This window comes from Photobacterium sp. J15 (assembly GCF_963870815.1).
Classification (GTDB): domain Bacteria; phylum Pseudomonadota; class Gammaproteobacteria; order Enterobacterales; family Vibrionaceae; genus Photobacterium; species Photobacterium marinum.
In genome coordinates this window covers 2,895,875-2,922,333 of record NZ_CAWMUI010000001.1, presented here as the reverse complement: position 1 = coordinate 2,922,333, position 26,459 = coordinate 2,895,875, and the positions used below count along the sequence as shown (strand labels likewise).

General features: G+C 46.4%; 25 protein-coding genes and 2 tRNA genes. 20 read left to right on the top strand and 7 right to left on the bottom strand.

The genetic code is table 11. The features are described 5' to 3' along the window. Window positions 1-269: 269 nt before the first annotated feature. The 3 genes from zipA to AACQ93_RS13085 all read left to right on the top strand — a co-directional run bounded on the left by zipA (window position 270) and on the right by AACQ93_RS13085 (window position 5,182). Window positions 270-1,370: a cell division protein ZipA gene (zipA, locus tag AACQ93_RS13095; protein ID WP_339367450.1), complete on the top strand. Its 1,101-nt coding sequence runs from the start codon at window positions 270-272 to the stop codon at window positions 1,368-1,370. A gap of 67 nt (window positions 1,371-1,437) precedes the next feature. Beyond that, the gene (gene ligA / locus AACQ93_RS13090; protein ID WP_064605500.1) at window positions 1,438-3,453 is read left to right on the top strand and encodes an NAD-dependent DNA ligase LigA; all 2,016 of its coding nucleotides are present in this window, start codon (window positions 1,438-1,440) and stop codon (window positions 3,451-3,453) included. Between the two features lie 652 nt (window positions 3,454-4,105). Further along, a complete protein-coding gene (locus AACQ93_RS13085; RefSeq protein ID WP_064605499.1) occupies window positions 4,106-5,182 on the top strand; it encodes a porin in 1,077 nt (358 codons plus the stop codon). Between the two features lie 171 nt (window positions 5,183-5,353). On the opposite strand, the gene AACQ93_RS13080 is transcribed toward AACQ93_RS13085, so the two are convergent. Then, complete coding sequence (locus AACQ93_RS13080) at window positions 5,354-6,016, bottom strand: DUF2057 domain-containing protein (RefSeq protein WP_064605498.1); 663 nt, start codon at window positions 6,014-6,016, stop codon at window positions 5,354-5,356. A 451-nt stretch (window positions 6,017-6,467) separates the two neighbouring features. On the opposite strand from AACQ93_RS13080, the gene gltX reads away from it, so the two are divergent. Continuing rightward, window positions 6,468-7,892, top strand: coding sequence for a glutamate--tRNA ligase (gene gltX / locus AACQ93_RS13075; protein ID WP_064605496.1), 1,425 nt, complete (start codon window positions 6,468-6,470; stop codon window positions 7,890-7,892). A gap of 59 nt (window positions 7,893-7,951) precedes the next feature. Here gltX and AACQ93_RS13070 read toward each other — a convergent pair whose 3' ends face one another. Then, on the bottom strand, window positions 7,952-8,128 hold the full coding sequence (locus tag AACQ93_RS13070; protein WP_198160131.1) for a hypothetical protein: 177 nt from the start codon (window positions 8,126-8,128) through the stop codon (window positions 7,952-7,954). 263 nt (window positions 8,129-8,391) lie between these two features. Here AACQ93_RS13070 and AACQ93_RS13065 point away from each other — a divergent pair. Continuing rightward, a tRNA-Ala gene (locus AACQ93_RS13065) sits at window positions 8,392-8,467 on the top strand. 185 nt (window positions 8,468-8,652) lie between these two features. Here AACQ93_RS13065 and AACQ93_RS13060 read toward each other — a convergent pair. Further along, window positions 8,653-8,729 (bottom strand) — tRNA-Arg (locus AACQ93_RS13060). A 61-nt stretch (window positions 8,730-8,790) separates the two neighbouring features. Next, window positions 8,791-9,927: a flagella assembly protein FlgT gene (locus AACQ93_RS13055; RefSeq protein WP_064606707.1), complete on the bottom strand. Its 1,137-nt coding sequence runs from the start codon at window positions 9,925-9,927 to the stop codon at window positions 8,791-8,793. Between the two features lie 201 nt (window positions 9,928-10,128). Between AACQ93_RS13055 and AACQ93_RS13050 the strand changes: the two genes are divergently transcribed. Continuing rightward, entirely contained in the window at window positions 10,129-10,764 is a 636-nt protein-coding gene (locus AACQ93_RS13050; RefSeq protein ID WP_064605494.1) for a FlgO family outer membrane protein, read from the top strand. 8 nt (window positions 10,765-10,772) lie between these two features. Beyond that, window positions 10,773-11,198, top strand: a complete 426-nt coding sequence (locus AACQ93_RS13045) for an LPP20 family lipoprotein (protein ID WP_064605493.1) — start codon at window positions 10,773-10,775, stop codon at window positions 11,196-11,198. Between the two features lie 282 nt (window positions 11,199-11,480). Here AACQ93_RS13045 and AACQ93_RS13040 read toward each other — a convergent pair whose 3' ends face one another. The 3 genes from AACQ93_RS13040 to flgA all read right to left on the bottom strand — a co-directional run bounded on the left by AACQ93_RS13040 (window position 11,481) and on the right by flgA (window position 13,068). After that, window positions 11,481-11,909, bottom strand: coding sequence for a flagella synthesis protein FlgN (locus AACQ93_RS13040; protein WP_064605492.1), 429 nt, complete (start codon window positions 11,907-11,909; stop codon window positions 11,481-11,483). 54 nt (window positions 11,910-11,963) lie between these two features. After that, complete coding sequence (gene flgM / locus AACQ93_RS13035) at window positions 11,964-12,287, bottom strand: flagellar biosynthesis anti-sigma factor FlgM (RefSeq protein WP_064605489.1); 324 nt, start codon at window positions 12,285-12,287, stop codon at window positions 11,964-11,966. A 73-nt stretch (window positions 12,288-12,360) separates the two neighbouring features. Further along, window positions 12,361-13,068 (bottom strand): flagellar basal body P-ring formation chaperone FlgA, encoded by a 708-nt coding sequence (gene flgA / locus AACQ93_RS13030; protein WP_064605488.1) that lies wholly within the window; start codon window positions 13,066-13,068, stop codon window positions 12,361-12,363. A 125-nt stretch (window positions 13,069-13,193) separates the two neighbouring features. On the opposite strand from flgA, the gene AACQ93_RS13025 reads away from it, so the two are divergent. The 13 genes from AACQ93_RS13025 (at window position 13,194) to flgL (ending at window position 26,154) form a co-directional block, all read left to right on the top strand. Then, on the top strand, window positions 13,194-14,111 hold the full coding sequence (locus tag AACQ93_RS13025; RefSeq protein ID WP_064605487.1) for a chemotaxis protein: 918 nt from the start codon (window positions 13,194-13,196) through the stop codon (window positions 14,109-14,111). 19 nt (window positions 14,112-14,130) lie between these two features. Further along, window positions 14,131-14,961, top strand: coding sequence for a CheR family methyltransferase (locus tag AACQ93_RS13020; protein WP_064605485.1), 831 nt, complete (start codon window positions 14,131-14,133; stop codon window positions 14,959-14,961). 218 nt (window positions 14,962-15,179) lie between these two features. Next, window positions 15,180-15,575 carry a flagellar basal body rod protein FlgB gene (flgB, locus tag AACQ93_RS13015; protein WP_064605483.1) on the top strand — a complete coding sequence of 132 codons (396 nt, stop codon included), beginning with the start codon at window positions 15,180-15,182 and terminating at the stop codon, window positions 15,573-15,575. Between the two features lie 3 nt (window positions 15,576-15,578). Then, window positions 15,579-15,995, top strand: a complete 417-nt coding sequence (gene flgC, locus AACQ93_RS13010; RefSeq protein ID WP_007466515.1) for a flagellar basal body rod protein FlgC — start codon at window positions 15,579-15,581, stop codon at window positions 15,993-15,995. 19 nt (window positions 15,996-16,014) lie between these two features. Then, window positions 16,015-16,728 (top strand): flagellar hook assembly protein FlgD, encoded by a 714-nt coding sequence (gene flgD / locus AACQ93_RS13005; protein WP_064605481.1) that lies wholly within the window; start codon window positions 16,015-16,017, stop codon window positions 16,726-16,728. Between the two features lie 21 nt (window positions 16,729-16,749). Next, a complete protein-coding gene (flgE, locus tag AACQ93_RS13000) occupies window positions 16,750-18,057 on the top strand; it encodes a flagellar hook protein FlgE (protein ID WP_064605479.1) in 1,308 nt (435 codons plus the stop codon). A gap of 241 nt (window positions 18,058-18,298) precedes the next feature. After that, window positions 18,299-19,048 (top strand): flagellar basal-body rod protein FlgF, encoded by a 750-nt coding sequence (gene flgF / locus AACQ93_RS12995; RefSeq protein WP_064605476.1) that lies wholly within the window; start codon window positions 18,299-18,301, stop codon window positions 19,046-19,048. A 21-nt stretch (window positions 19,049-19,069) separates the two neighbouring features. Next, window positions 19,070-19,858 (top strand): flagellar basal-body rod protein FlgG, encoded by a 789-nt coding sequence (flgG, locus tag AACQ93_RS12990; RefSeq protein WP_064605473.1) that lies wholly within the window; start codon window positions 19,070-19,072, stop codon window positions 19,856-19,858. 16 nt (window positions 19,859-19,874) lie between these two features. Next, entirely contained in the window at window positions 19,875-20,639 is a 765-nt protein-coding gene (flgH, locus tag AACQ93_RS12985) for a flagellar basal body L-ring protein FlgH (protein ID WP_064605471.1), read from the top strand. A gap of 42 nt (window positions 20,640-20,681) precedes the next feature. Continuing rightward, window positions 20,682-21,743 (top strand): flagellar basal body P-ring protein FlgI, encoded by a 1,062-nt coding sequence (locus AACQ93_RS12980; RefSeq protein WP_064606705.1) that lies wholly within the window; start codon window positions 20,682-20,684, stop codon window positions 21,741-21,743. A 27-nt stretch (window positions 21,744-21,770) separates the two neighbouring features. Next, window positions 21,771-22,778 carry a flagellar assembly peptidoglycan hydrolase FlgJ gene (gene flgJ, locus AACQ93_RS12975; RefSeq protein ID WP_064605469.1) on the top strand — a complete coding sequence of 336 codons (1,008 nt, stop codon included), beginning with the start codon at window positions 21,771-21,773 and terminating at the stop codon, window positions 22,776-22,778. A gap of 283 nt (window positions 22,779-23,061) precedes the next feature. Then, window positions 23,062-24,945, top strand: coding sequence for a flagellar hook-associated protein FlgK (gene flgK / locus AACQ93_RS12970; protein ID WP_064605466.1), 1,884 nt, complete (start codon window positions 23,062-23,064; stop codon window positions 24,943-24,945). 18 nt (window positions 24,946-24,963) lie between these two features. Then, window positions 24,964-26,154 (top strand): flagellar hook-associated protein FlgL, encoded by a 1,191-nt coding sequence (gene flgL, locus AACQ93_RS12965; RefSeq protein WP_064605464.1) that lies wholly within the window; start codon window positions 24,964-24,966, stop codon window positions 26,152-26,154. The last annotated feature ends 305 nt before the right edge of the window (window positions 26,155-26,459 follow it).

The window sequence follows — 26,459 nt, the reverse complement described above, 5'->3', positions numbered from 1 at the left end:
AATCATGTAGATTAAAAGTAAAATATCGCAATATTCCGGCTGATTTTTGTCCGTTTTTGTGCTCAGCCACACTATCTTGCAGGAATCGATATAATCAACTTCTCTTTATGATCTTAGATTTGGTACATTATTGGAGATTCCTTTTATTATCTGCCTTGGGATAAGCGAGATAATAAAAGGAATCGGTAGAGTTATTCGGTGTTACTCCAGGCCTGATGGATTCATGTTCTGGGCAGCCCGATGAATTATCGTGTGTCATTAGTCCCGTAATGGGTAACGAGTATATTCAGAGTATTCATATGCAGGAATTGCGTCTGGTTCTTATTATTGTCGGTGCGTTGGCGATTGCAGCGTTACTGTTGCATGGCCTTTGGAGCAGTCGAAAGGAAAAACCCGCTAAGTTCAGTGAAAAGCCGCTGGGCAAGTTAGATGAATCATCCAAGCCGGTTGATGCGGATGGTTTTGATGAGGACGGTGTGGGTAGCGTAAGAGTGGTTAACAGTGATGAACCGGCTCAGGGAAATCCGCGACCGCCTCGTAAAGAACCTGAACTGCACTTTGGTGATAAGGCTGAGGTTGATCCCCTGATGGATTCAGCCGCAGGTAATTTTAAAGAATCTGCTGATTTTGATTTGCCGAAGATGTCAGCTCAGCAAGAGTCTGCTTCTAAAGTTGCAGAGGCGGTCAGTCAGCCGTCAGCAGAGCCTATGATGACGCCAGAGGTGAATGTACCTCAGCCACAAATTGTTCAGCCTCAGTCAGAAGGCATTAAGCAGGTGACAACTGAGGCTGAGCTTCCTCAGCCTGAGTTGAAAGAACCAGAGCAGATGATTGTTGTTGAGCCAATTGAAACGGCTGTAGCTGCGGAACCTGTTGTTGAACCGCAACAACCGATCAGTAATGAAGCGATTGCTGATGAAGTTGCAGAGTCTTCAGTGGAGCCAGAGCCAGTGTTGCCACCTGATTATCTGGTTCTGAATATTCATGCCCGTAAAGGTGAGATTCTGACTGGTAGTAAATTGTTTAATACTCTGGAACAAAATAATTTGTTCTATGGGGAAAATTCGGTGTACCACCGCCATGCTGAAAGTGCAGGTACCGGAGCCATTATTTTCTCGGTCACCAACATGGTACATCCGGCCCAGTTCCCTGAAGGCGGCGATGATAGTTTTGAAACTCCAGGAATTGCATTTTATCTGATGTTGCCTTGTCCGGGCAGAGCGGATTACAACTTTAATATTATGCTTCAGACGGTTCAACGAATTGCTGATGAGCTCGGAGCTGATGTGTTAGACCATGAAAGGGCGATGATTACCCCGCACCGTATTGATGAATATCGGGAAAAGGCAAAACTCTACTCTCGGGCATAACACCAAGAAATAATTAGCTTATAATCAGGCCCCTCTTCGGGGCCTTTTTTATTCGATAGGAAGAACAATGAGTCAAGACATTCAGCAGCAACTGAAGGAGCTGCGCGACCAACTTGCATACCACGGGCATCGCTACTACGTAGAAGATAACCCGGAGATCCCTGACGCTGAATATGATCGGATGATGCAGCAACTGCTGGCGCTGGAAGCTGAAAATCCAGCGCTTATTACTCCGGATTCACCAAGTCAGCGTGTTGGCGGCAAGCCGCTGGATGGATTTACGCAAGTGACTCATGAACTGCCAATGTTATCGCTAGACAATGCGTTTAACGATGATGAGTTGCGTGCGTTTGAGAAGCGAATGCAGGATCGCCTGATCCCATCGCTATCTCTGAGCTACTGTTGTGAGCCAAAGCTTGACGGTTTGGCTGTCAGCCTTATGTATGAAAATGGCATTTTGGTTCAGGCAGCCACCCGTGGCGACGGTACAACCGGTGAAAACATTACAACCAATGTTCGTACTATCCGTTCTATCCCTCTGAAGTTGCAGGGAGAAGGCTGGCCGGAGCGTCTGGAAGTGCGTGGTGAAGTATTCATGCCTAAGCAAGGCTTTGATGAACTGAATGCCAGAGCTCAAAAGAAAGGTGAAAAAACCTTTGCTAACCCGCGTAATGCTGCTGCCGGCAGTTTGCGTCAGCTGGACTCAAAGATCACTGCGACTCGTCCGCTAAGCTTCTTTGCTTACTCGGTGGGTGTTGTTGAAGGTATGGATCTGGCGGCAAGTCAGTATGAACGCCTGGTTCAGCTGAAGTCGTGGGGTATTCCAATGTGCCCTGAAATTCGTCAGCTGAATAGCTTAGACGACGTGATTGCTTATTATCAGGATATTGCAGAAAAACGTCCGTCGTTGCCTTATGAGATCGATGGTGTTGTTATCAAAGTTGATGATGTCGAGACTCAGGATCAGCTCGGCTTTGTTGCCCGTGCACCTCGCTGGGCGATCGCCTATAAATTCCCGGCACAAGAAGAAATGACTTTACTGAACAACGTAGAGTTTCAGGTCGGTCGTACAGGTGCGATTACTCCGGTTGCCAAGCTTGAGCCTGTCTTTGTTGGTGGTGTGACGGTGAGTAATGCAACCCTTCACAACGCAGATGAAGTTGAGCGTCTTGGTGTGATGATTGGCGACACTGTGATTATTCGTCGTGCTGGTGATGTGATCCCACAGATCGTGTCTGTAGTGGAGTCTCGCCGTCCGGAAAATGCCACGCCAATTATTTTCCCGGAAGCCTGTCCGATCTGTGAATCCAAAGTTGAGCGTGTCGAAGGAGAAGCTGTTGCCCGTTGTTCAGGTGGCTTGTTCTGTCAGGCTCAGCGTATCGAAGCCCTTAAGCACTTTGTTTCCCGTAAAGCACTTGATGTTGATGGTTGCGGCGAGAAAGTTATCGAGCAGTTGGTAGACCGTGAAATGGTTTCCACACCGGCAGATCTGTTTAAGTTGTCTGCGGGTGTACTGACAGTGCTGGAGCGAATGGGGCCGAAATCAGCCCAAAAGCTGGTGGATGCGCTGGATAAATCCAAGCTGACAACATTGCCTCGTTTCCTTTATTCACTGGGTATTCGTGAAGTGGGTGAAGCGACAGCCGCTAACCTGGCCCTTCACTTTGAAACACTGGATGAAATTAAAGCGGCCAGCAAAGAGCAATTGATTAAAGTGCCGGATGTCGGTGATATCGTTGCTGAGCATGTTTATAACTTCTTCCGTGAAGAGCATAACCTTAAAGTGATCAACGAGTTGCTGGAAGAAGGGATCAACTGGCCAGCGATTGAGAAGCGTGAAGAAGGTGTTGAATTGCCGCTTGACGGAAAAATTGTGGTACTGACAGGTTCCCTGTCGCAGCTAACTCGTTCTGAAGCAAAAGCGGCACTGCAGGATCTTGGCGCCAAAGTAACGGGTAGTGTTTCGAAGAAGACCGATTTGCTAGTTGCCGGTGAAGCAGCGGGCTCAAAACTGACAAAAGCCCAGGATCTTGGTATTGAAATCTGGGATGAGCAAACCCTGGTTGATTTCATGAATCGTTAATACTATTTCCATCAGTAAATATGGCGCAGGCAAAAGTGTTTGCGCCATCATTGTTTCCAATCTCCAATCTCCAATCTCCAATCTCCAATCTCCAATCTCCAATCTCCAATCTCCAATCTCCAATCTCCAATCTCCAATCTCCAATCTCCAATCTCCAATCTCCAATCTCCAATCTCCAATCTCCAATCTCCAATCTACTTTACAAATATACCTTTTAGTTATTTTTCAACTCCAAAATAGTATCAAAAAACAGCTGATTGTCTGGCGTATAAATTAATGAAACCACTAACAGTTTCATCAGCTTTTTTCGAAAGGTATCACAAGATTTAGTATGCTGTCTTTTTAATTGATTGATTCTTAATGGATTTTTCTTTTGGGGTTATCTGGAGTTAAAAAGATATGATACTGATCACTTTAGCAGCAAAAGTTTGTACCTCATCATATTTTTTAAACAATTAATTAAGTTCTAATTGATGTTTTGCGCTGCAAAAGTAGTCTAATAGTTGAAGTGAAACAGCAGTTCTGAATGAACTTAAAATTATGATTTAACGGGGTTATTACCTGCGTTGACATATTGGGAGAGTCACTCGGTGCCTTCGGCGGCCAACCTATCAGGCACCGGTATACAGCTAGTATTTTTAGGAGTTTTTCCATGAATAAGATCTTTAAGCGTTCTGTTCTGGGCGCGGCTATTGCAACAGCTGGTTTAGTTTCTGCATCTGCAAATGCATATACAATCGGTGAGTCAAATGACTCTCAAGTTGAACTTTATGGCATCGTATCCATCTCTGCTGTAGATATGGGCAAAAAGGATAGTAGTTGGGAGTTAGATAATGAAACTCGCATTGGTTTCCGTGCTGCACAGGCTATGAGTGATAGTGTTGAAGCCTTTGTTCAGGTTGAATCTGGTTGGATGAAGGACGAAGGTGCTGATCTTGGTCACCGTGATACATTTGTTGGTATGCGCGGTGATAACTGGGGTCAGGTTCGTTTCGGCCGTATGCTGACACCAATGTATGAATTGGTTGACTGGCCATACAGTGCATCAAACATGGGTGAGACATTTGACCGTGGCTGGCGTAGTGGAGAGCGTTTCTTATTTGATCGTAAAAGTCAGCAAATTCGTTATGATTCAGTCAAACTTGCTGACATGATAACTTTCAGTCTGTCAGTTGGTAATGGTAGTGAAAATACTGACGACTCAAACTTCTACGGTGGTAAAATCTCTATTACACCTGCTGATATGTTAACTCTGCACGCTGCTTTTGAAGTTGGTGAAGATACCGAGTTTGAATCTGGTTCTGATGCTACTTTTAACAAAGATGGTACACTGAAGGAAGCTGGTAAAGAGGCATCCATCGGTGATACAGATTCATTCTTTGTTGGATTTGAACTTCGTCCAATCGATAGCGTAATGGTTGCTGGTGCATATAAGACCGGTGAATATGATGCAAGTAATAAAGGTAGCTTCACTTACGATAAGCGAGAAATTGATGCGTACTCAGTGCAGGCTAACTACTATATGGGTAACGCTAATTTCCGTATTGGCTACGCGAACCAGGATGGTGATACTGACGGCGTGAATGATGCTCATCTTGACCGTGAAACAATTACTGGTGAGTTTGGTTATACCTTTAATAGTGTTTACACTTTCCTTCGTGTAGCTGAGCATAGTAACGATGGTGACGGTGACACAATGGTACGTATCGGTACTGAATGGTACTTCTAATTAACGTTTAAATTATTCACTGCTTGATAAAAGGCTTCGGTAAACCGAAGCCTTTTTTGTTCTACAATTAAATTTGCTTTTTATTAAAGAATAATAATATAAGCTGATAAATGTATATTATGCTTTATTCTTGCCAGGCTAGTTGATTTACCTGGCAAGAGTAAAAAATGATTAGTTGATGTTTTTTATTGCCCAGCTAAGAAATTCTTGTTTTTCTTCCTCATTCATTTCGCTAAATATATCTTTCAGGAGAATCATTTTTGAAGATGTACTTTGGTCTGAATTATTGGATGCTTGTGGTTGTTGTATGGAGGCGCTTGTTTCATTGACTGTTTGAGTTGCAAACTGGTTGTTTTTGCTTTGGTTGTAGTTGGTAAGTAACTTGCTGTAATACCTGGAAAATGAAAGACCATCTAGCGGCAGCTTTTCGTTGATAAAGTAAATGTCTTTTCCTGAGCTATTTGCCAGGCTAATCGATATGTTTTTATCAAAATCAATAGCCGACTTATATGACTTTAGTGGTGGAATGGTCATCACCAGATTTTCATCGTTACTGTTAAAGCTAAGAATTAATGGTGCTGAGCGATATTTTACACCTTGGCTTGAACCTTTGTTATAAATCTTGCTTATTTCATAAATAATTTGGTTGTTGCCATCTGGAAGTGTTATTTCATCTGACGATGAATTCACAAAAGATAATAGTCCACTTTTTCCAGTTTGACCATTGATAGATAAAATTGAAACTTCCTTAGGTAATTCTAAATTTACATCGGCTACAGCTGGGAGTGATAACATGCCAAGCATAATGCAGGCGAGTATGTGTTTTTTGTTCATCAGAGTTGCACCTCTTTAGTAATTGTTATCTGAAGCAAATAATCCTTATTTCATCTCATATAATAACTTATCAATATATTGATTTATGCTGGTTTTTGTTAAATTGGCAATGAAATAAGAGAGGGGTCACAACATGTTCTTTTTCCATCTGTAGTCTTAAATTTTCTTTATTTTGTAAGTATAGAAGCTTAAGAAACGATTCTTTGTCAGTATATTGGCTTTATGATTGCTGAAGTCAGAGGGGCTAACAATCAGAATGATGTTCGCCGTCAAACTTGAAATGGATTAGCCTGAAAACTCATTGCATTGGCTTTATTAGTGCTTTTGATAGAGTTCGGTATTCATAACTGTGTTGAGGATTACAGCTCTGGTGGTAAAATGCATCCCTAATCGATGAAGGCGGTGCGGTCGCACTGCCGTTTGTGTCATCATTCTTATTTAAGGTTCTTTCATGACGGTTAAAACTCGTTTTGCTCCAAGCCCTACAGGCTTCCTGCATGTTGGTGGTGCGCGAACTGCACTTTATTCTTGGTTGTTTGCTAAACACATGGGTGGTGAATTTGTTCTTCGTATCGAAGACACTGACCTTGAGCGTTCTACTCAAGAAGCGATTGATGCCATCCTAGAAGGTATGGAATGGCTAGGTTTGAACTGGGATGAAGGCCCTTACTACCAGACTAAGCGTTTCGATCGTTATAACCAGCTTATTGATCAGCTGCTGGCGGAAGATAAGGCTTATAAGTGCTACTGCCCTAAGGAGCTTTTGGATGAGCTACGTGAAGAGCAGATGGCTGCTGGTGTGAAGCCTCGTTACGATGCTAAACACCCGCGTGTAATTGAAGCAAATGAAGCGGCAACAGAAGAAACACCTTTCGTTATTCGTTTCCGTAACCCGAAAGAAGGCACTGTTGTTTTTGACGATCACGTTCGTGGCCGAATCGAGATTTCAAACAGCGAGCTTGATGATTTGATCATTCGTCGCGCAGACGGTAGTCCGACTTACAACTTCTGTGTTGTTGTTGATGATTGGGATATGGGTATTACGCAGGTTGTTCGTGGTGAAGACCACATCAACAATACACCTCGCCAGATCAACATCTACAAAGCGCTGGGTGCACCTGTACCTGAATTCGCTCACTGTGCAATGATCTTAGGTGACGACGGTGCGAAGCTGTCTAAGCGCCATGGTGCGGTAAGCGTAATGCAGTACCGTGATGAAGGTTACTTGCCACAGGCGCTATTGAACTACCTGGTTCGTCTTGGTTGGTCTCACGGTGATCAAGAAATCTTCTCTCTGGAAGAGATGATCAAGCTATTTAGCCTAGACTCTATCAGCAAGTCAGCATCTGCATTCAATACTGACAAACTGTTGTGGTTGAACAACCATTACATCAAGACATCCGAGCCAGAATATGTTGCTGAGTACCTGCAATGGCACCTAGCTCAGAAAGAAATCGATATTACGAACGGCCCGGCAATCACTGAGGTGATTAAGCTGGTGGGTGAGCGTTGTAATACTCTGATTGAGCTGGCGGAGCAGTCTCGTTACTTCTACCAAGACTTCAGTGAATTTGAAGCTGGTGCTGCTAAGAAACATCTACGCCCGGTTGCAAAAGAAGCACTGACGCTGGCGCTTGCTAAAGCAGAAGCGATGACTGAGTGGACAACAGAAAACCTGCACAATCTGATCAAGGAAACTTGTGAAGAGTTAGAACTTGGTATGGGTAAAGTAGGTATGCCACTGCGTGTCGCTGTTACTGGTCAGGGCCAGTCACCATCAGTAGATGCGGTAATGCAACTTGTTGGTAAAGAGCGTGTAGTTGCTCGCATCAATATGGCATTGGCATTTATTGCTGAGCGTGAAGCTAACGCATAATTCAATTATTTGATTAAAGAAAAGTGAGCGGAAGAGGTGATCAGCCTCTTCCGCTTTTTTTATTTTTTGGTTCGCTCTTGATAATTTTTCACACAGTCAAAAAAACTTTCAGCTGTGGCACATTCTTGAATAGCTCTCTTTGGTATCTCAACTTGTTCACCAGCAAGAAGGTATGCTGAGGTATTAAAGCTAGCGGCGAGTAACATGATTGCCCCAAGGGCAGCTAGTTTTTTCATATGTCTACTTCTCCATACTTACTTTATGGTTACATATGTATTGGTTATCAATTGATACAGTTAAAGCGTAGAACACGATCATTTTTTTTAATTCTTATTAAGCGATTCATTGCTTTTAGTTAATCTTGGTATGATAAAGCGCAAGTTATCGAATAGGTGTTATAGTGTGAATTGGCTAACAGAATTGTTATGTGGCTTGGTTTGATAGAAAGTCATGTATTGACATGATTTCATTGTGTTTTTACTATTATAGGCAAGCTTAAGGGGCTATAGCTCAGCTGGGAGAGCGCTTGCATGGCATGCAAGAGGTCACCGGTTCGATCCCGGTTAGCTCCACCAAATTTTGTCTTTTTCTTAAGTAAGGGAAAGAGATATCAAACCTCGCTTCGGCGGGGTTTTTTGCTATTTGTCGAGATGAAATTGTGGTGATGTACAGGGTCTTGATGCTCAGGATTCAGTGAGGATGATTGCTGAGTAGCAGGAACACAAGATAGTTGCGATGATATATAGGCAAACCTAGAGAATGGCGCTCCCTACAGGAGTCGAACCTGTGGCCTTCCCCTTAGGAGGGGGACGCTCTATCCAGCTGAGCTAAGGGAGCATTCCAGATTTTCTTGGTTTGCCATTATACCTGAATCTTTCCATTTTTTAAGCAATTAGTGTCATCGAGGTAACTGCTTGGTTAGTAAATCACCAGGCTGAATGCTTGAGGCAAGTTCAGACTGCTCTACAGTTAATTCGGCTGACTTTTCATAAACGCGTTCAGCCGTCAGGGTAATATCGGTTTGAATCATTCGATTACGCGGGATCCCCTGTTGATCAATAAAACCAGCGCTGTGCCATAGCTTTAGTTGATCACCGCGCTTGATACCGTGGATACGACCAATATTGATGTGGACGGTATTGCCAAATACGTTAACTACTTCCGGCAGACTGGTGCGGCATGAAAGTGCCGTTTCCAGATCTAGCATCATATTTCGGCTTACGCGTTGAACCGCTTGTCCATAACCTGATTGCCAGAAACGAGCACTGCGGGTATCAACCTGACTGACTTTAGTAAATGGCCACTGGGCGATCTCCCTGTAATTATTCTGCAGCAGGACTTCACCGGTTTTGCCGTCTATTACCTGTAAGGTGGCGGCAAATTGACGATTGATTTTGTCATCCCTCAACAGTTTTTGGTCCAGCGTTGAACTTAAGTCGGTAATTTGACCATTGACTATATACTGGGCGTCAGTGTCATCGGCCAGCATGGTTAAGGTTTCTGGCTGGCCGGTATTGATTGGTACACGGGTCATGCCTGAGACGATAAAGCTCTGTGAGCGTTTTTCTATTTGTCGCTTCAGCATATGGGTAAAGTCATTGCCGAGTTGATAAATGCCGCCCATCGATGCGTGCTGTGGAGAAGTGATAGCAAAGTTACCCAGTAGCAGGCCTTTTTTGTACTGTATTTTGTGGCAAGTCTTTGCCGACGGATAAACGTCTATTCTCGCTGTTAGGTAATATTTGCCGCTTTTCTTTTTCGTATCCAATACCATCACGTGACGAACTTCACTTCCACTGAACTGATATTCAGCTTGTTCGGTGGTAAGGTAAGGCCGCAGGTGTGAGAAGCTGGCAATATCGGCTCCAGCATAACTCATAGCTTGGTATACTGCGTCTTCCAAGGCGTTGATGCGCGCAGAACTTTCACTTTCCAGCATCACAGCTGAGCCTGTAACTTCCATCCAGGCTGCATTTGCCTGGACGGAGGCAAGTAAGCACAGGCTACCGAGGAGTTTCTTTATTTTTCTATTCATGGTCTTCAACTTAGGTACGAAAATTGCTTGCCAAGTGTTTAACTGAAGATAAAACTTGCTGTGTATTCTTTCAAGTATATGAACATCATGCAAAGAGTGTTCCTTAACTCATTTTTTTAATGATAAGGAATTAATCAGTAAAGTTTTTCGGAAAATGAACGATAACAGGCTACAACTATCTTTTCACCGGAGCAGGCAAGAATGAAAAAATGGATAGTCCTGATACTGGCAGCGATGACTGTATCTTGCTCATATTCTCCGATATATAACGGTAAAGAACCCTATACCGGGAGTTCTTTTCTGTTAGCGGAAACGCCACGTCACACGTTGGATTTTTTTGTTGAGGGACTCACAGAACAGTTAGTGACTTCTAATCATTACCTGAGTGCCAAAACACCGCTGGCTGTAACATCATTTGTTGATCTGCAGGACATGAGTGAAACCAACTGGCTGGGCAATACTGTCACGGAAGGCTTTATCTACCAGATGCAACAGCGGGGTTATACCGTTGTTGACTATAAAGCAACCGGGGCTATTAAAGTAACGCCAGACGGCGACTTTGCTATTAGCCGAAACTGGCAGGAGCTGGCATCCCAACAACCGGTCGACTATGTACTGACAGGGACTATGCTAAGGCAGGGTGGTGGTGTTATGGTCAATGCCCGTATTATTGGTATGCGTTCGCGGGTCGTTATAGCCACGGCACAGGGGTTCCTTCCATCAGACCGTATCGGTCGTGATCTTGATACCCTGAATAAAATGCGCCTGCAAAACGGAAAAATTATCCGCAGTGAGGCGGATACCTTTGAGCGCAATAACATTGTGCTGAAACCTTAGGAGTTGTTATGCGTTATTGGTTAATGCTGGTAATTGTTTTACTGGCTGGTTGTCAGCCCCTGACACAAATCCCGAATAAAGACCTGATCACAGCAGTTGGTTATGCCTCTATTAGTGAGCAGCGTGGCCGAACCTTAGAAGAGAAGCAGGTTCGTGCTATGCGGGCATCTAAGCTTGATGCATATCGTGAACTGACTGAGCAGGTTTATGGAATGCGTATCAGCGCCCGTGCCGGCCTGGAAGATCAGCAGTTAGGGATTGAAAATACCGATGGCGCAGTTGATGGCATTATCCGTGGTGCAAAGGTCATTCGCAGCTATCCTGTTGGCGACAGCTACGTAACAGAGATGGAACTTGATCTACGACAGATGGATCGCATGAAAGAGCACGGGGAAGTGTATCACGTCCCGACAAACCAAGAGACGTTGTTCTAGAAATTCATCTGAGCAATCTGATTTAGAACTTACAGGCGAAGCGATGTGTTTACACGCTTCGCCTTTTTGATCTGATTAGATACTGAAGCATGATGTTTGAGGTGATATCGTGATGAGGCAACGCCTTGCCACACCAGTTTGACACAAAAGCAAACTGATTTTAGATAATATCGTTTTGAGGAAGCGAGTAGATGCGAGTATCTGTCCGCTAACAAAACGACAATTATTGCCAAGTTTAGCCACGGATAGAATAGAGTGATGGAGTATTCAGATATTAGTGAGTTAAGCTTTGATGTTAGTCCCCAGAGAGCGGATGTTCTGAGCCACGCCGCTGCTGTTATAAGTCATCTGCTGTTTGCCGCGACTTTGCTGGAACAAGTTGTTAAGTTTGTGGAAGCTGAGCTGTGCCCGTTGCAGAGCCTCGCCATTGACTTCGTTTATTTCCTTACATCGTGAGACTGTGGTTTTGATGGTTTCCACCTTCTCAGCCAGTTCTGGGCTTTCAGTCAACTGTTGGCGATGAACATGACTTGCAATTTGGTGATCCTGCTGCTGTACCTTGTTTATCAGGGCCAGCTTGTCGCCTGCGAGCCGGGCTATGTCTGCTGCTTTTCGCGCGACAATAGCTTCTTTTTCCTGTTCAAGCAGGCGAGAGAGAGAAATAAGAGTTGCCAGTTGCAGCTCTAGTAACTGTTCAATTGATTGTGACATTACCTTCTCTCTGAATCACATATTGCACGGTTGCATAGAGGTAACGGGCTGCGCTTACAGGCCACGCAGCTCATCTTCAAATTTCAGCATATTTGATGCCAGCTTTTCTGCATCAATCTGGTATTCGCCGTTGGAAATGGCATCCTTGATTGCTGCAACTTTAGCACTGTCAAAGCTGGGTTCAGCAGCGAGCTGTTGGTGAATTTGCCCGACAGCCTTACCTTGCGAACTCAGGGAAACGGCATCTTTAGGGCCGCTTCCGGAGGCCGCAAGTTGCTGATTTTTAGCAGCTCCTGACGCAGAGCCAGATACGCTGTTGCTACTGCTTCGGGCCGTAGTCATCGGTTGGCCGGAGCGTAGCTGATCAATACTTGCCATAAAATAAGCCTTTGAGCATTAAATTAGATACAGCCTCTGTTTCGGCCGCCTCAAAAATAACTTTAGCATTAAATTAAAAATTTACGGTTACTTCACCAACGCCAGTGATAATACCATCGACAACACGTTTTGACTTAGTATTTTGAACTCGGATTTGTTCTCCGAGAGAGCCGTCAGACAAGGCGATGCCTTTGGTCACGATATTGAGACCGTTGCCGCCAGCTTTGATCAGTACTGAATCATTACGGCAGACAAGGCATATGTCACCACCTTCTACTGCGTCTCCCATATTGACGTTTCTTTTTACTTTCGAACCGATAATTTGTTGTGGATTATCAAAAAGAATGCCGCGCTGGAAGCGGGTTTCAACCATTCTGATATCAAGGTTGGCTGCAGAAAGGACTTCGCCTCGTGAAAGAGGTTTGGCGGCTACGACTCGTGGTAGGAGCAGTTTTATCCGTACCGGGACATAAACTTGCCAGTTTTCTGGCTCACAGCGAACTAAGACGGTAACATTACCAGAAAGGTTCTGTTTACCGGGAATTGAGCTTTCTAGTGGGGCAGAACATGGAGTCAACCTGAGACGGGAATCTAAATTTGCTGCTTTGACAGTGAGTTGCCCTTTTTCTGGCTTTTCGACAATATTTTTGACGAATTCCTCAGCGGTATGTTGTACTCTATCCAGGGTATTTTGCGGCGCTGCTGACATATTTGTGCTAAAGAAAATTGCCGGCAGGCCGATTAGTAATATTAAGAGTGTTAAATGTGTTCTTTGGGTCACGGTTTCTACTCTTCAATGCATAGTCTCAGGGGCTAAAATTAGTCTCGAAGCTCATCATATGTGAACGATAGGGCTGCTTATCGTACATGTATAGAAATAAAAACGCATAACATGGAGTCACCCTTATGTCGGGGATACTTGATTCAGTGAATCAGCGCACCCAGCTTGTTGGTCAAAACCGGTTGGAGCTATTAACCTTCAGACTCAACAGACGTCAGCGCTACGGTATAAACGTATTTAAAGTCAAAGAGGTACTTCAGTGCCCGAAGTTGACTACAATGCCAAATTTGCACCCATTAGTAAAAGGGATTGCTCATATTCGTGGACAGACTATCTCTGTAATCGATATGAGTCTTGCAACTGGCGGTCGTCCAATTGATGATTTGGATAACTGTTTTGTGATCATTTCGGAATTTAACCGTTCGATCCAAGGCTTCCTGGTTTCATCTGTTGAGCGAATCATTAATATGAACTGGGAATCGATTCTTCCGCCGCCAAAAGGTGCTGGTAAAGAAAACTACCTGACAGCGGTAACAGAAATCGATGACGAACTGGTAGAAATCCTGGATGTTGAAAAAATCCTTGATGAGATTTCTCCGGTTGATACCGATATCACAGGTACGGTACTTGAGGAGCTGGTTGAAGCCATGCCAGCTGTTCGTCGAGTATTGGTTGCTGATGATTCTACCGTTGCCCGTAAGCAGATCCAGCGCGCAATCGAAGCGATTGGTTGTGAATGTGTGATGGTGAAAGACGGTAAAGAAGCTATCGACCTGCTGAAGGAGATGGCGAAAGAGTCAAGTATCTACGAGCAGCTTGCCCTGGTGATTTCAGATATTGAAATGCCGGAGATGGACGGTTATACATTAACGGCAGAGATCCGTAATCATGCCGACCTGAAAGATCTGCATGTAATCCTGCACACCTCTCTGAGTGGTGTATTTAACCAGGCAATGGTTGAGCGTGTAGGCGCCAACGCATTCATCCCTAAGTTTAACCCGGATGAGTTGGGGGCTGCGGTTAAGGCCGCGATGCCTGAATAACCTGAAAATAGAGTAGTAGATGACAGCTATAACAATAAAAGACCAGGAATACCGCGATTTTTGTCGTTTTCTTGAAGCGCAGTGCGGTATTGTACTTGGCGACAGTAAGCAGTATTTGGTACGCAGCCGTCTGAGTCCTTTGGTCAGCCGATTTTCGCTATCATCTCTTTCCGAGTTACTGCAACTAGTTATCAGTGGCCGTAATCGTGAATTGCGTGTAGCTGCTGTGGATGCCATGACGACGAATGAGACGTTGTGGTTCCGCGATACCTATCCGTATACCGTGCTGGCGGATCGTATTTTGCCGGAGCTTGCGGCAAATAAGCGCCCGCTCAAGATCTGGTCATCAGCCAGCTCTTCAGGGCAGGAGCCATATTCGATCGCTATGACTGTGCTGGAAACCCAGACTCGTCGTCCTGGTATGCTCACCAGTGGCGTACAGATCACAGCAACTGATATTTCACAGACTATGCTGGAAACGTGTCGTGCTGGCATTTATGACAACCTGGCACTGAGTCGAGGTCTTTCTCCTGAGCGCCGCCGTACTTTCTTTGAAAATAACGGTGACGGTCGAATGAAAGTCAACGATAAGGTGAAGCGAATGGTTAACTTCCGTCCGCAGAACCTGAAAGACAGTTATGCGTTGCTGGGTAAGTTCGATGTGATTTTCTGTCGTAACGTACTGATTTACTTCTCGCCTGAAATGAAGGCGAAGGTACTTAACCAGATGGCTGCCAGCCTGAACCCTGGAGGTTATCTGTTGCTAGGTGCCTCTGAATCATTGACTGGTCTGACTGACAAGTTCGAGATGATTCGCTGTAACCCTGGAATTATTTACAAACTCAAATAGCTGCGGCGGGTTTCACCGACAATCGTTGAAACGCAATGCATGACATAGCTGTTTGGGATGAATTCCAACCGCTTAGACTCCTGAGTGATCGGGGAACTATAGTGTTCCCCGATACTCAATTTCCACCTCTCTTTCTTATTTTCCCTTTCTATTCCTAGTTAATTTCAAATTTGGCATACCCTTTGCTTATATATCGGTAACGATTTTTGGAGGCAGTTATGTCTATCTCTTTTGATAAAGCACTAGGTATTCATCAGCACACCGTAGGTGTTCGCGCTAAGCGCGCGGAAACACTGGCAAGTAACCTCGCCAATGCCAATACGCCGGGCTATAAAGCAAAAGATATCGACTTTCAGCGGGCATTGAGTGCGGCAACATCGGAGGCAAAGATTGGCCTTAGCCGTACCAATAATCGGCATATCTCTGCCTCTACGACTTTGATGGGTGAGCAAAAGTACCGTGTACCTACTCAACCGGATACCGGTGACGGCAATACCGTTGATGCACAGCTTGAGCGAAACCTGTTTATGCAGAACTCACTGGAATACCAGGCATCTCTCGACTTTCTGGGTTCTAAGTTCAAGAACCTGAGCAAGGCATTAAAAGGAGAATAATAAATGAGCTTGTTTAACATTTTTAATGTCAGCGGATCGGCGATGAGTGCAGAGTCAGTGCGCTTGAACACCACGTCAAGTAACCTGGCTAACGCCAACAGTGTGAGCAGTTCTGCCGAAGAAACATATAAAGCGCGCCACCCGGTATTTGCAGCAGCGCTGCAGAGTGCCAGTTACCAGCGCGATGACAGTGTACCTGTCCAAGTAAAAGGCATTGTTGAAAGCCAAAAGCCGTTACGTGCGGAATATAACCCGGATCACCCGTTGGCGAATGCTGAAGGTTATATCTACAAGCCAAACGTCAACGTAATGGAAGAAATGGCGAATATGATTTCAGCTTCTCGTTCCTATCAGAGCAATGTTCAGGTGGCAGATGCCAGTAAGCAGATGTTGATGAGCACGTTGCAGATGGGTAAATAAGGGTTAAGGAGTATCTGTTATGACCGGTATTAACGGCACAGGTCAAAGCACTCTGTCCTACCTTGACCAGCTCAAGGGGATGCAAGAGAAAAAGCTGCAGGAAGAGCAGAAAGTTACTGGGCAGAATGAGCTCAAGCAAGAAGACTTTCTTTCTCTTTTGACCAAGCAGCTTGCGCAGCAGGACCCGTTTAAGCCTGTCGGTAACGACCAGATGATTGCCCAGATGGCATCATTTGCTACGGTTGACGGGATCACTCAGATGAATGAGCAGTTCGGCAGCCTGAACTCTGCCATGACGTCAAATCAGGCGTTGCAGGCTTCATCACTGGTCGGGCGTGATGTGCTTATTCCGAGCGCAACCGGAGTTAAGAAAGGCGAAGGCGGTATGACCGGAATGGTGAAGCTGCCGAATGCAATTAATAACTTGATGGTCCGGGTCGAAAATGAGCAGGGCCAGCTAATTAAAACCTTCGACATGGGTGCTAAACCGGCAGGTGATCACCGTGTGGAATGGGATGGTAAAGACGATAGTGGCAATGCGTTGCCGGAAGGTCGCTACAAGCTGAAAGTTTCAGGCATGCTTGATGGTGAAAACCGGGAATTCGATGTGTCTACCTATGCGAATGTCAACAGTGTGTTGCTTGGTAAAGGTGATGGCAATGTCATGCTTAACCTCGCGGGCTTCGACTCGCCATTTAAACTAGCCGAAGTTCTTGAAGTAGGCCAGGCATAAAGCTTTTAGGAGATTCATAACATGGGTTTTAATATTTCTCTGAGCGGTATCGGGGCGTCGCAGAAAGACCTCAATACTACAAGTAACAACATTGCCAACTCTAATTCTTACGGCTTTAAAGAATCCCGCGCTGAGTTTGGGGACGTTTATTCTAACTCGGTCTTTTCTAATGCCAAGACCACAACCGGTGGCGGTGTTCAGACCTCTGTGGTAGCTCAGCAGTTCCATGAAGGCTCAAGTATTTATACCAACAACCCGATGGATCTTCGTATTTCAGGTAGTGGTTTCTTTGCAGTTGCTGATGACCGACTTCAGCCTCAGAACAACAGCCTGACACGTAATGGTGCATTCCATCTGGACAAAGACAACAACATTGTTAACTCAGAGGGTCAGTACCTGCTGGGTTACCAGGTGGATCAGGATACGGATCAGGTCACGTCTTATGAATCTCAGTCACTGAAGGTACCGGATCAGTTTGGTCAGCCTCGTGCATCAACTACCCTTAATGTGGGTGTTAACCTGCCAGCTGGTGGTGACCCGAAAGATCCTAAGCAATTTGATTTCAACGATCCGAATACTTACAACAAGTCGACTTCTGTCACTATTTATGACTCTCTGGGTCAGCCGTACAAGATGACGACTTACTATGTGAAAGACAACACGGCGTCTAACCGTTGGTCTGTTTTTTATACAGCAACCGATGCGAATGGTGAAAAGCCAGTTGATATCACCAACGGTGGAGCATCAACAGCAACCGGTCAGAAAGGTAGCTTTATTGACTTCAACACTGACGGTTCCGTGGCATCGGTCAACGGTGGCAACCCGGTGATTGCCGAGCCACTTGGTGCAGCTGGTGCAGGCCTTGATTTGAACGGTGCTGATGAAAATCAGGCTCTGACTATTAATTTTGACGATCCGACTCAGTATGCTGCGCCGTTCGAAGTTCGTCGTTTCAATGAGGATGGTGCGACAACAGGCTACCTGGCTAAAGTTGATATCGATGCAAAAGGTTCGATAGTTGCCACCTACAGTAACGGTGAGAACGTTACCCTTGGCCGTGTAGGTATGGTACGCGTTCCTAACGAGCAGGGCCTGGTTTCTAAAGGCGGTACCCAGTGGGTGGTGAGTCAGGATTCTGGCGCAGCTATCTGGGGTGAAGCCAGCCAGGGTGCATTCGGTGCTGTTAAGAGCGGTACATTGGAGCAGTCAAACATTGATATGACGCAGGAGCTGGTAGATTTGATCACCGCGCAGCGTAACTTCCAGGCGAACTCCCGTGCTCTGGAAGTGGATAATCAGCTACAGCAGACAATCCTGCAAATTCGTTAATAAATAACGAGTTGATGTTCTGGTAATCCCACTAGACAGAAAGCAATAAATAGCAAGAAGATTGCCGCTTGTTCCATCAGGTGTCGAACAAGCGGCAAATTTTGTCCTTCACTGTCAGAAATTTGTCCTTCCTCTGCCTTGTATTCTAAGGCCTTATTCCTAATTTATTGATTTATAACGCCATATATCAGTGGCATAGTTATTGCTTAAAAATCAGCAGAATGTGATTGGAGAGTCGATAATGGATCGCGCACTGTATTTGGCCATGAGTGGCGCTAAGCAAGATATGCACGGTATGCAACTGCATGCTAACAACCTTGCCAACGTGAAAACAACCGGTTTCCGGGCAGATCTTGAGCAGGCGCGAAGCATGCAGGCTTACGGTGAAGGTTTACCGTCACGAGTGTTTGCGATGACTGAACGTCCGGGACAGGACTTTTCTCAGGGCGCGGTAATGACTACGGGACGCGATCTGGATGTGACTGTTGAAGGCGACGGTTGGCTGACAGTATTAGATGCCTCTGGTCAGGAAGCTTACACTCGCGCAGGTCATCTGAAGATCGACGAAACAGGTATGCTGCAAAACAGTAACGGCAACCTGATGTTGGGCGAAGGTGGCGCACCGATTTTTATTCCTCTTCCAATCAGCAAAATTGAAATCGGTAATGACGGGACAATTTCAGTACTTCCTCAGGGGGCACCACCGGAAGCGATGGAGGTGGTTGACCGCCTGAAGCTGGTTCGTCCTGACAACCGTGATTTATTTAAAGACGTCAACGGCTTGTTTAAGCCGAAAAATCCGGGTATGACTTATGACGCTGATGCCGGTGTGACCTTGCTGAAAGGCGCGCTGGAGGGCAGTAACGTTAATGCCGTGGGTGAAATGACAAGTATGATCGATTTGCAGCGTCACTTTGAAATGCAGGTCAAGTTGATGAAAACCGCAGAAGAGATGGATGCTGCGTCCTCTTCACTGCTGCGTTTAGGCTAAACCGATAATAAGGAATAAAACATGCATCCAGCTTTATGGGTAAGTAAAACCGGTCTTGACGCCCAGCAAACAAATATCTCGACCATTTCTAACAACCTGGCTAACGCCTCAACCGTAGGCTTCAAAAAGAGCCGGGCTGTATTTGAAGATCTGTTCTATCAGAATATTAACCAACCGGGTGGTCAGTCTACCCAGGATACCGAACTGCCATCAGGCCTGATGCTGGGTGCCGGTTCGAAAGTTGTTGCGACTCAGAAGGTATTTACCCAAGGTAATACCCAGACTACCAACAACGCGATGGATATGATGATCGAAGGTGACGGTTTCTTCCAGATCCTGCTGCCGGACGGCAACATCGGTTATACCCGTAACGGTCAGTTCACTATCAACGCGGAAGGCCAGCTGGTAACTAGTGGTTCGGGTTATGTGGTTCAGCCTGAGATTGTGGTTCCTGAAGATGCGGTGGCAATTACTGTCGGTACGGATGGTGAAGTGTCTGCCCGTATTCGTGGACAGCAACAGAACCAGGTGTTGGGTCAGATCACAACCGTTGATTTCATCAACCCGGGCGGTCTTGAGCCAATCGGCCAGAACCTGTTCTTGCCAACCGGTGCCAGCGGTGACCCTCAGGAAGGTGTTCCTGGTCTTGACGGTTTCGGTTCTATTCGTCAGTCGATGCTGGAAACATCGAACGTAAATGTTACGGAAGAACTGGTGAACATGATTGAAGCTCAGCGCGTGTACGAGATGAACTCGAAAGTGATCTCGACCGTCGACCAGATGCTGAGCTACGTTAACCAGCAGCTATAACAGGAGTAGAGTGGCAATGAAAAAACTTCTCGCAGGTGTCATGATTGTCCTCTCCGGCTGTACTCAGTTGCCGGTTGAAGAATCAGATGTCAGCCAGGCGACAACCATGGTCGATGCTGTAGAAGGTTCAACTGAACAAGGACCTTCTTTGATTGAAATGATGCGTCGCCGTGAAGATCCTCAGGCTGGTGATCCGGCGTGGGCAAGTATTCGTCCGCAAGAAAAGCCAGAGCACTATGCCGCAGCAACTGGCTCTCTGTTCGATGTGAATGGTGCCCAGGACCTGTATGATGACACCAAACCTCGTGGTATCGGCGATATTGTCACTGTATTACTGGAAGAAAAAACCCAGGCTAAGAAAAGTGCCAGCTCAGATTTGGATAAGTCGACAGATATGTCGATGGATCCGCTTCAGCTAGGTGGTAAGGCGGTGACTATGGGTGATCGCGACCTTTCTTATGAAGTTAGTAATGCCAATAAATTTGCAGGCAGCACATCGGCGGACCAGAGCAACAGCATCAAAGGTTCTATCTCTGTTGAGGTGATTGAAGTGCTGTCAAACGGCAACCTGCTGGTGCGTGGTGAGAAGTGGCTGACGCTGAATACCGGTGACGAGTACATCCGTCTGAGTGGCACGATTCGTCCGGATGATATCAGCCAGGAAAACACGGTTGCCTCTACCCGTATTGCAAATGCCCGCATTCAGTATTCCGGTACCGGCGATCGCCAGGATGTCCAGGAGCAAGGCTGGCTGGCTCGTTTCTTCAACGTTAGTATCTAACGGAGTTTCATAGTGAAATTACGGACTTTTTGTCTTGGTTTGATGATGTTTCTGGCCCTGCCGTTACAGGCGGCAAGGATCAAAGATGTTTCCGCTGTTGCCGGAGTACGGAGTAACCAGCTGGTGGGTTATGGTCTGGTTGTGGGTTTGCCGGGTACAGGCGAAACTACCCCGTTTACCGACCAGAGCTTTAATGCCATGCTGCAAAACTTCGGCATCCAGTTGCCGCCGGGCACTAAGCCGAAAACCAAAAACGTTGCCGCAGTGGCCGTAAATGCCACTTTGCCGCCATTTACCAAGCAAGGCCAGTCTATTGATATTACCGTATCTTCAATTGGTTCTGCCAAAAGTCTGCGCGGTGGTACTTTGCTGCAAACCTTCCTTAAAGGTCTGGATGGAAAAGTCTACGCGATAGCCCAGGGGAGCCTGGTCGTAGGCGGATTCAGTGCCACTGGTGCCGATGGCTCAAAAGTTGTCGGTAATAACCCGACTGTTGGTCGTATCTCAAACGGCGCGATTGTTGAGCGTGAAGTGCCTAACCCGTTTGGCCGTGGAGATTTCCTGACTTTCAACCTTTACGAGTCTGACTTTACTACCGCTCAGCGTATGGCTGATTCCATCAACCAGTTCCTTGGCCCGCAAATGGCAGCAGCTGTTGATGCGACATCAGTACGTGTTCGTGCGCCGCGGGATGTCAGTCAGCGTGTGGCATTTCTGTCGACAGTTGAAAACATTGAGTTTGATCCGGCAGAAGGGGCGGCCAAGATCATTGTTAACTCCCGTACAGGTACTATTGTGGTTGGTCAGAATGTGAAACTGAAACCAGCGGCAATTACTCACGGTGGTATGACGGTTTCTATTAAAGAGAACTACTCGGTGAGCCAGCCAAATGGTTTCTCTGGTGGTAACACTGTTGTTGTTCCAAATTCAGATATTCAGGTGACAGAAGAAGATTCCCGAATGTTCAAATTTGAACCTGGGGTTACACTGGACGAACTGGTGCGTGCCGTTAATCAGGTGGGTGCGGCTCCGTCGGACCTGATGGCGATATTGCAGGCGCTGAAACAGGCCGGTGCCATCGAAGGCCAGCTGATCATTATTTAATTGAGGTTTCAGGATCTCGAGGGTGATATGAAAACAACTGATCCGGGTTTTATCCATGATATATCCAACCTTGAACGATTGAGGGCGGGGATCAAAGATGACGAAGGTGCGTCTTTGAAGGCTGCGGCGCAGCAGTTCGAAGCGATCTTTACTCAGATGTTGTTTAAGTCGATGCGTGAGGCCAATGAAGCCTTTGAATCTGACTTGATGAGCAGTAGCAATACCAAGTTCTTTGAGCAGATGCATGATGAACAGATGGCCAGTGAGCTGAGCGCGACTGGCTCCCTCGGTCTGGCTGATCTGATTGTTGAGCAGTTGGGTGGTGAAGAGCTAAAGGAGAAAGCAAAGGCAGATTCATCCGATGAGCAGCCTGCTCAGGATGTGCCGCTTCGTCCGCAGGCTCCGCAAGAAAAGCCACTGGATGATGTGTTTGCTGCCAAGAGTAATGATAGTTTACCGCCGGTGGCTAATTCGCCTCGGAAAATTACGCCTCAGGAACCGGCCCCTCAGCCAGAGGTTATTGCACCTGCTGCGATTTCATCAATGAAGATGGTTGATATGGCACGAGGGTTTGATTCCCCGGAAGATTTCGTCGCGCGGATGCGCCCTTATGCCGAGAAAGCCGCTCATGCGTTAGGTACTGATCCATCAGTGCTTATTGCACAGGCCGCACTGGAAACCGGCTGGGGTAAAAAAGTGGTGAAGAACGCGGCTGGTTCAAGTAATAACCTCTTTAATATTAAGGCGGATCCACGCTGGTCAGGGTCTAAAGTTGCTACCCGTACTTTGGAGTTCCACAATGGTATTCCAGTTCAGGAGAACGCGGCTTTCCGTTCTTATGACACCTACCAGGAAAGCTTTAATGACTATGTCAGCTTTTTGAATGCCAATCCGCGATATTCTGAAGCACTACAACAGCCAGAAGATCCGGTGACGTTTATCCGCAACCTGCACAAAGCCGGTTATGCCACCGACCCGAATTATTCCGATAAGATCATCAGCGTGATGGATCGGGTTAATAAGCTGATGAAGTAAAAGTGTAAATAACTTAAGACGGAGAGGCGAGTTATAAAGGCCCAGCGTTAAGGCTATAGTGTGTAGCCAGAGCTGCACCGGATATTCTGACTCGCCACTCGCCACTCGCCACTCGCCACTCGCCACTCGCTTCGGCAACCCTTTGCCCTCGCTCAAAAAAACGCCATCTTTTCAATCTTCCCTTCTTTTAAAATCAAAGGTTTAGATCTAATTAAAAGTTGGAACGCTTTTTGCAAAATAAACCCTAGTTGTATTGTAACCCCCTCAAATTACTGGAGGCTTCATGGGGTTTGACTTGCTCAATATGGGTACCCAGGGCGTTTTAACTGCACAGCGGCAGTTAAACACGACCAGCCATAACATTAATAATGTTAATACTGAGGGCTACAGCCGTCAGTCTGTGGTACAGCAAGCTAATGACCCTATGTGGTGGGGGGGCAACCAGTATGGTACTGGTGTGCATGCGGCAGAAGTTCGCCGCGGCTACGATCAGTTTGCCACCGATGAGCTGAACCTGACTACCACCAACCTTAGCTACGCGACAGAACGTGAGTCTCAGCTTGGTCGCCTGGACAGCATGTTGGCAAACAGTGCCAAGAAAATTCCAGAGGACATGAACCAGTGGTATGACGCGGTAAAAGCGCTTGCCGACAGCCCGAGTGACATGGGGGCTCGTAAAGTGGTGCTTGAGAAAGCAAAGCTGGTGGCGGCAGGGCTGAATGACAATCACACCATTCTTACTCGTCAAAAATCAGAAACCAACGAAGCGTTGTCACGCACGCTGGGACGTATTAATGATATCGCCAAAGAGCTGGTGGATGTGCACAAGGCACTGGTGAAATCACCGGTTTCAAAGCATGACAATGACTTGATGGACCGCCACCAGAACTTGATCAATGAGCTGTCTGAGTACACTAAGGTCAGTGTTTCCCGCAAGAATGACGAAACCTTCAATATTATGATTGGCAGCGGTCATACCCTGGTATCGGGCACCGAATGCAGTGAACTGCGCATGGTGAACGGTAAACCAGATCCGCAGCAAACACAGCTGGCAATTGTTGAAGGTAAATCGCTGAAAACCATTCGTAATGATGATATCGGCGGCAAAATGGCGGCATTATTCCAGTACCGTGATGAAACCCTTTCTCATGCCATGGATGAGATGGGCCGTATTGCAATCGGTTTTGCAGAATCTGTGAACAACCTTCAACACCAGGGCCTGGATTTGAATGGTCAGGTGGGTGAGAACATGTTCCGTGATGTTAATGATCCATCCGTTGCTGCGGCAAGGGCTATGTTGCCACCGGGTTCAACCGCTGATGTGAAAGTGTACATCGAAGATTTGAACGAACTGAAGATTGGGGAATACGACCTGACATTCGATGGCAGTCAGCATACGTTGGCAATGCCTGACGGCTCGCGTCATAAAGTGATCCCGAGCGGCAACCCGCCTGCTTTTATGGCGGATGGTTTCCGGGTGGAAATGAATGTACCGATGAAAGCCGGTGAGCGAATCGTGTTGCGCCCGACCCGTTCTGCGGCAGGTGAAATTGATGTGCCGATGACGGATCCGGCAAAAATTGCCGCCCAGAGTTATCTGAGCTCAGCAACCAAAACTCAGGGGCAGGCTCCGTTTAACATTACCCGTGCCGGTGCCCTGACGGAGTTTCAGGTAGCGGTATCGCCGGATGCCAGCCAGTTTGCCGTCTTGGATATGAAAGGCAATATCTTGCAGGCTCCGCAGCCTTATCCACCAGCAGGTGAAGTAAATGTAGGCGGGACTGGTTTTACTCTGGGCCAAGGTGCGGTTGGTGGTGACTTGTTTGCCGTTAACCTGAACGACGCAGATGGTGATAACGGCAACCTGATCAGAATGCAAACGTTGCAGTCAACCAAGATAATGGATGACGGCCGTTCAACAGTGATTGATGTTTACCAGGGGCTGAACACCGAAATGGGTGTACAGATGGCATCTGCATCACGATTGAAAGAAGTCGGCCTGGTAGAAAAAGATGCGGCAGAGAGCCGGGTTGCTGAAATCGCAGGCGTAAACCTCGATGAGGAAGCGGCAAACATGATGAAATTTCAGCAAGCTTACATGGCCTCGTCACGGATTATGACAGTGGCTAATGAAACTTTTGACACGCTACTTAATGCGTCACGCTAATAGAGGGGACTGACTGAAATGATTAGCCGAATTGCCAGTTTCCATAACTACAGCTCTGTAGCCAATGACATGAACCGTCAGCAGGTGAAAGTGGCGGAAAACCAGGAGCAGTTGGCTTCCGGTAAACGTCTGCTGACTGCCGGAGATGATCCGGTATCTTCTATTTATATTCAGAATTTTGATCAGCAAACCACTCAGCTCGAACAGTCTCTGAAGTCGATCACCCTGGCCAGAAACCGTCTGGACAATGAAGAAACAGTGATCACTGAAGTTGAAAGTATGCTGGATGAAGCCAAGCGTAAATCCATGTTGATGGTTAACGGTTCCTTGTCTGATGATGACCGTATTGCCCATAAGCAGGACATGCAGGGGCTGTTTGATAACTTCATGAACTTGGTCAATGCCAAGGATGAATCCGGTAACTTTATTTTTGCCGGAACTCAATACAGCAAGCAGCCATTTTTCCGAGATAATGGCGGCAATGTGACTTATGCAGGTGACAGTTACCAGCGTATGGCAAAAATTGCCCCGGCGGTTGATGTTCCGGTCAATGATCCGGGTGATAAGTTGTTTATGGAAGTTGATAACCCATATGGCGACTACCAGCCGGATTATGCTTTGCAGAGCGGCTCTATGCTTTTGTTGTCTCAGGCGAAAAACACCAATAACGCCGATCAGGCCAGTTATCGGGTTGAGTTCTCGTCAACTCCGGCCGGCACATCTTATCAACTGTTCCAGAATGGCAGTGTTGTTAGTTCTGCTCAGTATGATCCTAATAAAGGGATCGAGTGGGGGACACTTCAGATCGATGTCGAAGGCGAGATCGAAGACGGCGACATCATTGATCTTAACCGTCAGGATAAGGTGAATATCTTTGATTCATTCCGTCGCAGTATTGAATTGTCCGAGCGCAGCGTATCAGATGCATCGGCAACCGCTGAGCTGCATCAGACAGCTGCGGAATTATCAGAAGGTTTTAAACATATAAACCGTGCTCGTTCTGAGGTAGGTACCCGACTGCAGACCTTAGATCGTCAGGAAGACATGCATGAAGATTTTAAGATCGTAATGAGCCAGGCTCGCGGTACGCTGGAAGATCTTGATTATGCTACTGCGGTTATTGAGCTGAACGAAAACATGATGGCGCTTCAGGCCTCTCAGCAGGCATTTGCTAAGACCAAAGACCTGAATCTGTTTAACTACATTTAGTAGTTGAGAAAGTTATTCCAAACCTTTGCTCCGGCAAAGGTTTTTTTTAGGCGGCAAAACGGCAAACCAGATAGGCATTCGGTTGCCACCTACTACATTTAAAAACAATAAAGCGATGTAAGTTATTGTTTTTAAAATCCTTTAATTTTTGGCACGATGATTGCTAATTCTTAAGAAGAAATAATTAGGTGGCAAGTGACTTGCCAAGAAAGTTTACACATATGGCTGGCCCCGCTTCACTGTCTTTAGTACTGACTGTTGCGGGTAGGCTGTTTCGCTAACAATAGCGAAAGTCAAAGGAGAGC

Bases quoted from the DNA above. Each gene is read 5' to 3' on its own strand.
- zipA (WP_339367450.1), top strand. From the start codon at position 270: ATGGGTAACGAGTATATTCAGAGTATTCATATGCAGGAATTGCGTCTG.
- ligA (WP_064605500.1), top strand. From the start codon at position 1,438: ATGAGTCAAGACATTCAGCAGCAACTGAAGGAGCTGCGCGACCAACTT.
- AACQ93_RS13085 (WP_064605499.1), top strand. From the start codon at position 4,106: ATGAATAAGATCTTTAAGCGTTCTGTTCTGGGCGCGGCTATTGCAACA.
- AACQ93_RS13080 (WP_064605498.1), bottom strand. From the start codon at position 6,016: ATGAACAAAAAACACATACTCGCCTGCATTATGCTTGGCATGTTATCA.
- gltX (WP_064605496.1), top strand. From the start codon at position 6,468: ATGACGGTTAAAACTCGTTTTGCTCCAAGCCCTACAGGCTTCCTGCAT.
- AACQ93_RS13070 (WP_198160131.1), bottom strand. From the start codon at position 8,128: ATGAAAAAACTAGCTGCCCTTGGGGCAATCATGTTACTCGCCGCTAGC.
- AACQ93_RS13055 (WP_064606707.1), bottom strand. From the start codon at position 9,927: ATGAATAGAAAAATAAAGAAACTCCTCGGTAGCCTGTGCTTACTTGCC.
- AACQ93_RS13050 (WP_064605494.1), top strand. From the start codon at position 10,129: ATGAAAAAATGGATAGTCCTGATACTGGCAGCGATGACTGTATCTTGC.
- AACQ93_RS13045 (WP_064605493.1), top strand. From the start codon at position 10,773: ATGCGTTATTGGTTAATGCTGGTAATTGTTTTACTGGCTGGTTGTCAG.
- AACQ93_RS13040 (WP_064605492.1), bottom strand. From the start codon at position 11,909: ATGTCACAATCAATTGAACAGTTACTAGAGCTGCAACTGGCAACTCTT.
- flgM (WP_064605489.1), bottom strand. From the start codon at position 12,287: ATGGCAAGTATTGATCAGCTACGCTCCGGCCAACCGATGACTACGGCC.
- AACQ93_RS13025 (WP_064605487.1), top strand. From the start codon at position 13,194: ATGTCGGGGATACTTGATTCAGTGAATCAGCGCACCCAGCTTGTTGGT.
- AACQ93_RS13020 (WP_064605485.1), top strand. From the start codon at position 14,131: ATGACAGCTATAACAATAAAAGACCAGGAATACCGCGATTTTTGTCGT.
- flgB (WP_064605483.1), top strand. From the start codon at position 15,180: ATGTCTATCTCTTTTGATAAAGCACTAGGTATTCATCAGCACACCGTA.
- flgC (WP_007466515.1), top strand. From the start codon at position 15,579: ATGAGCTTGTTTAACATTTTTAATGTCAGCGGATCGGCGATGAGTGCA.
- flgD (WP_064605481.1), top strand. From the start codon at position 16,015: ATGACCGGTATTAACGGCACAGGTCAAAGCACTCTGTCCTACCTTGAC.
- flgE (WP_064605479.1), top strand. From the start codon at position 16,750: ATGGGTTTTAATATTTCTCTGAGCGGTATCGGGGCGTCGCAGAAAGAC.
- flgF (WP_064605476.1), top strand. From the start codon at position 18,299: ATGGATCGCGCACTGTATTTGGCCATGAGTGGCGCTAAGCAAGATATG.
- flgG (WP_064605473.1), top strand. From the start codon at position 19,070: ATGCATCCAGCTTTATGGGTAAGTAAAACCGGTCTTGACGCCCAGCAA.
- flgH (WP_064605471.1), top strand. From the start codon at position 19,875: ATGAAAAAACTTCTCGCAGGTGTCATGATTGTCCTCTCCGGCTGTACT.
- AACQ93_RS12980 (WP_064606705.1), top strand. From the start codon at position 20,682: ATGATGTTTCTGGCCCTGCCGTTACAGGCGGCAAGGATCAAAGATGTT.
- flgJ (WP_064605469.1), top strand. From the start codon at position 21,771: ATGAAAACAACTGATCCGGGTTTTATCCATGATATATCCAACCTTGAA.
- flgK (WP_064605466.1), top strand. From the start codon at position 23,062: ATGGGGTTTGACTTGCTCAATATGGGTACCCAGGGCGTTTTAACTGCA.
- flgL (WP_064605464.1), top strand. From the start codon at position 24,964: ATGATTAGCCGAATTGCCAGTTTCCATAACTACAGCTCTGTAGCCAAT.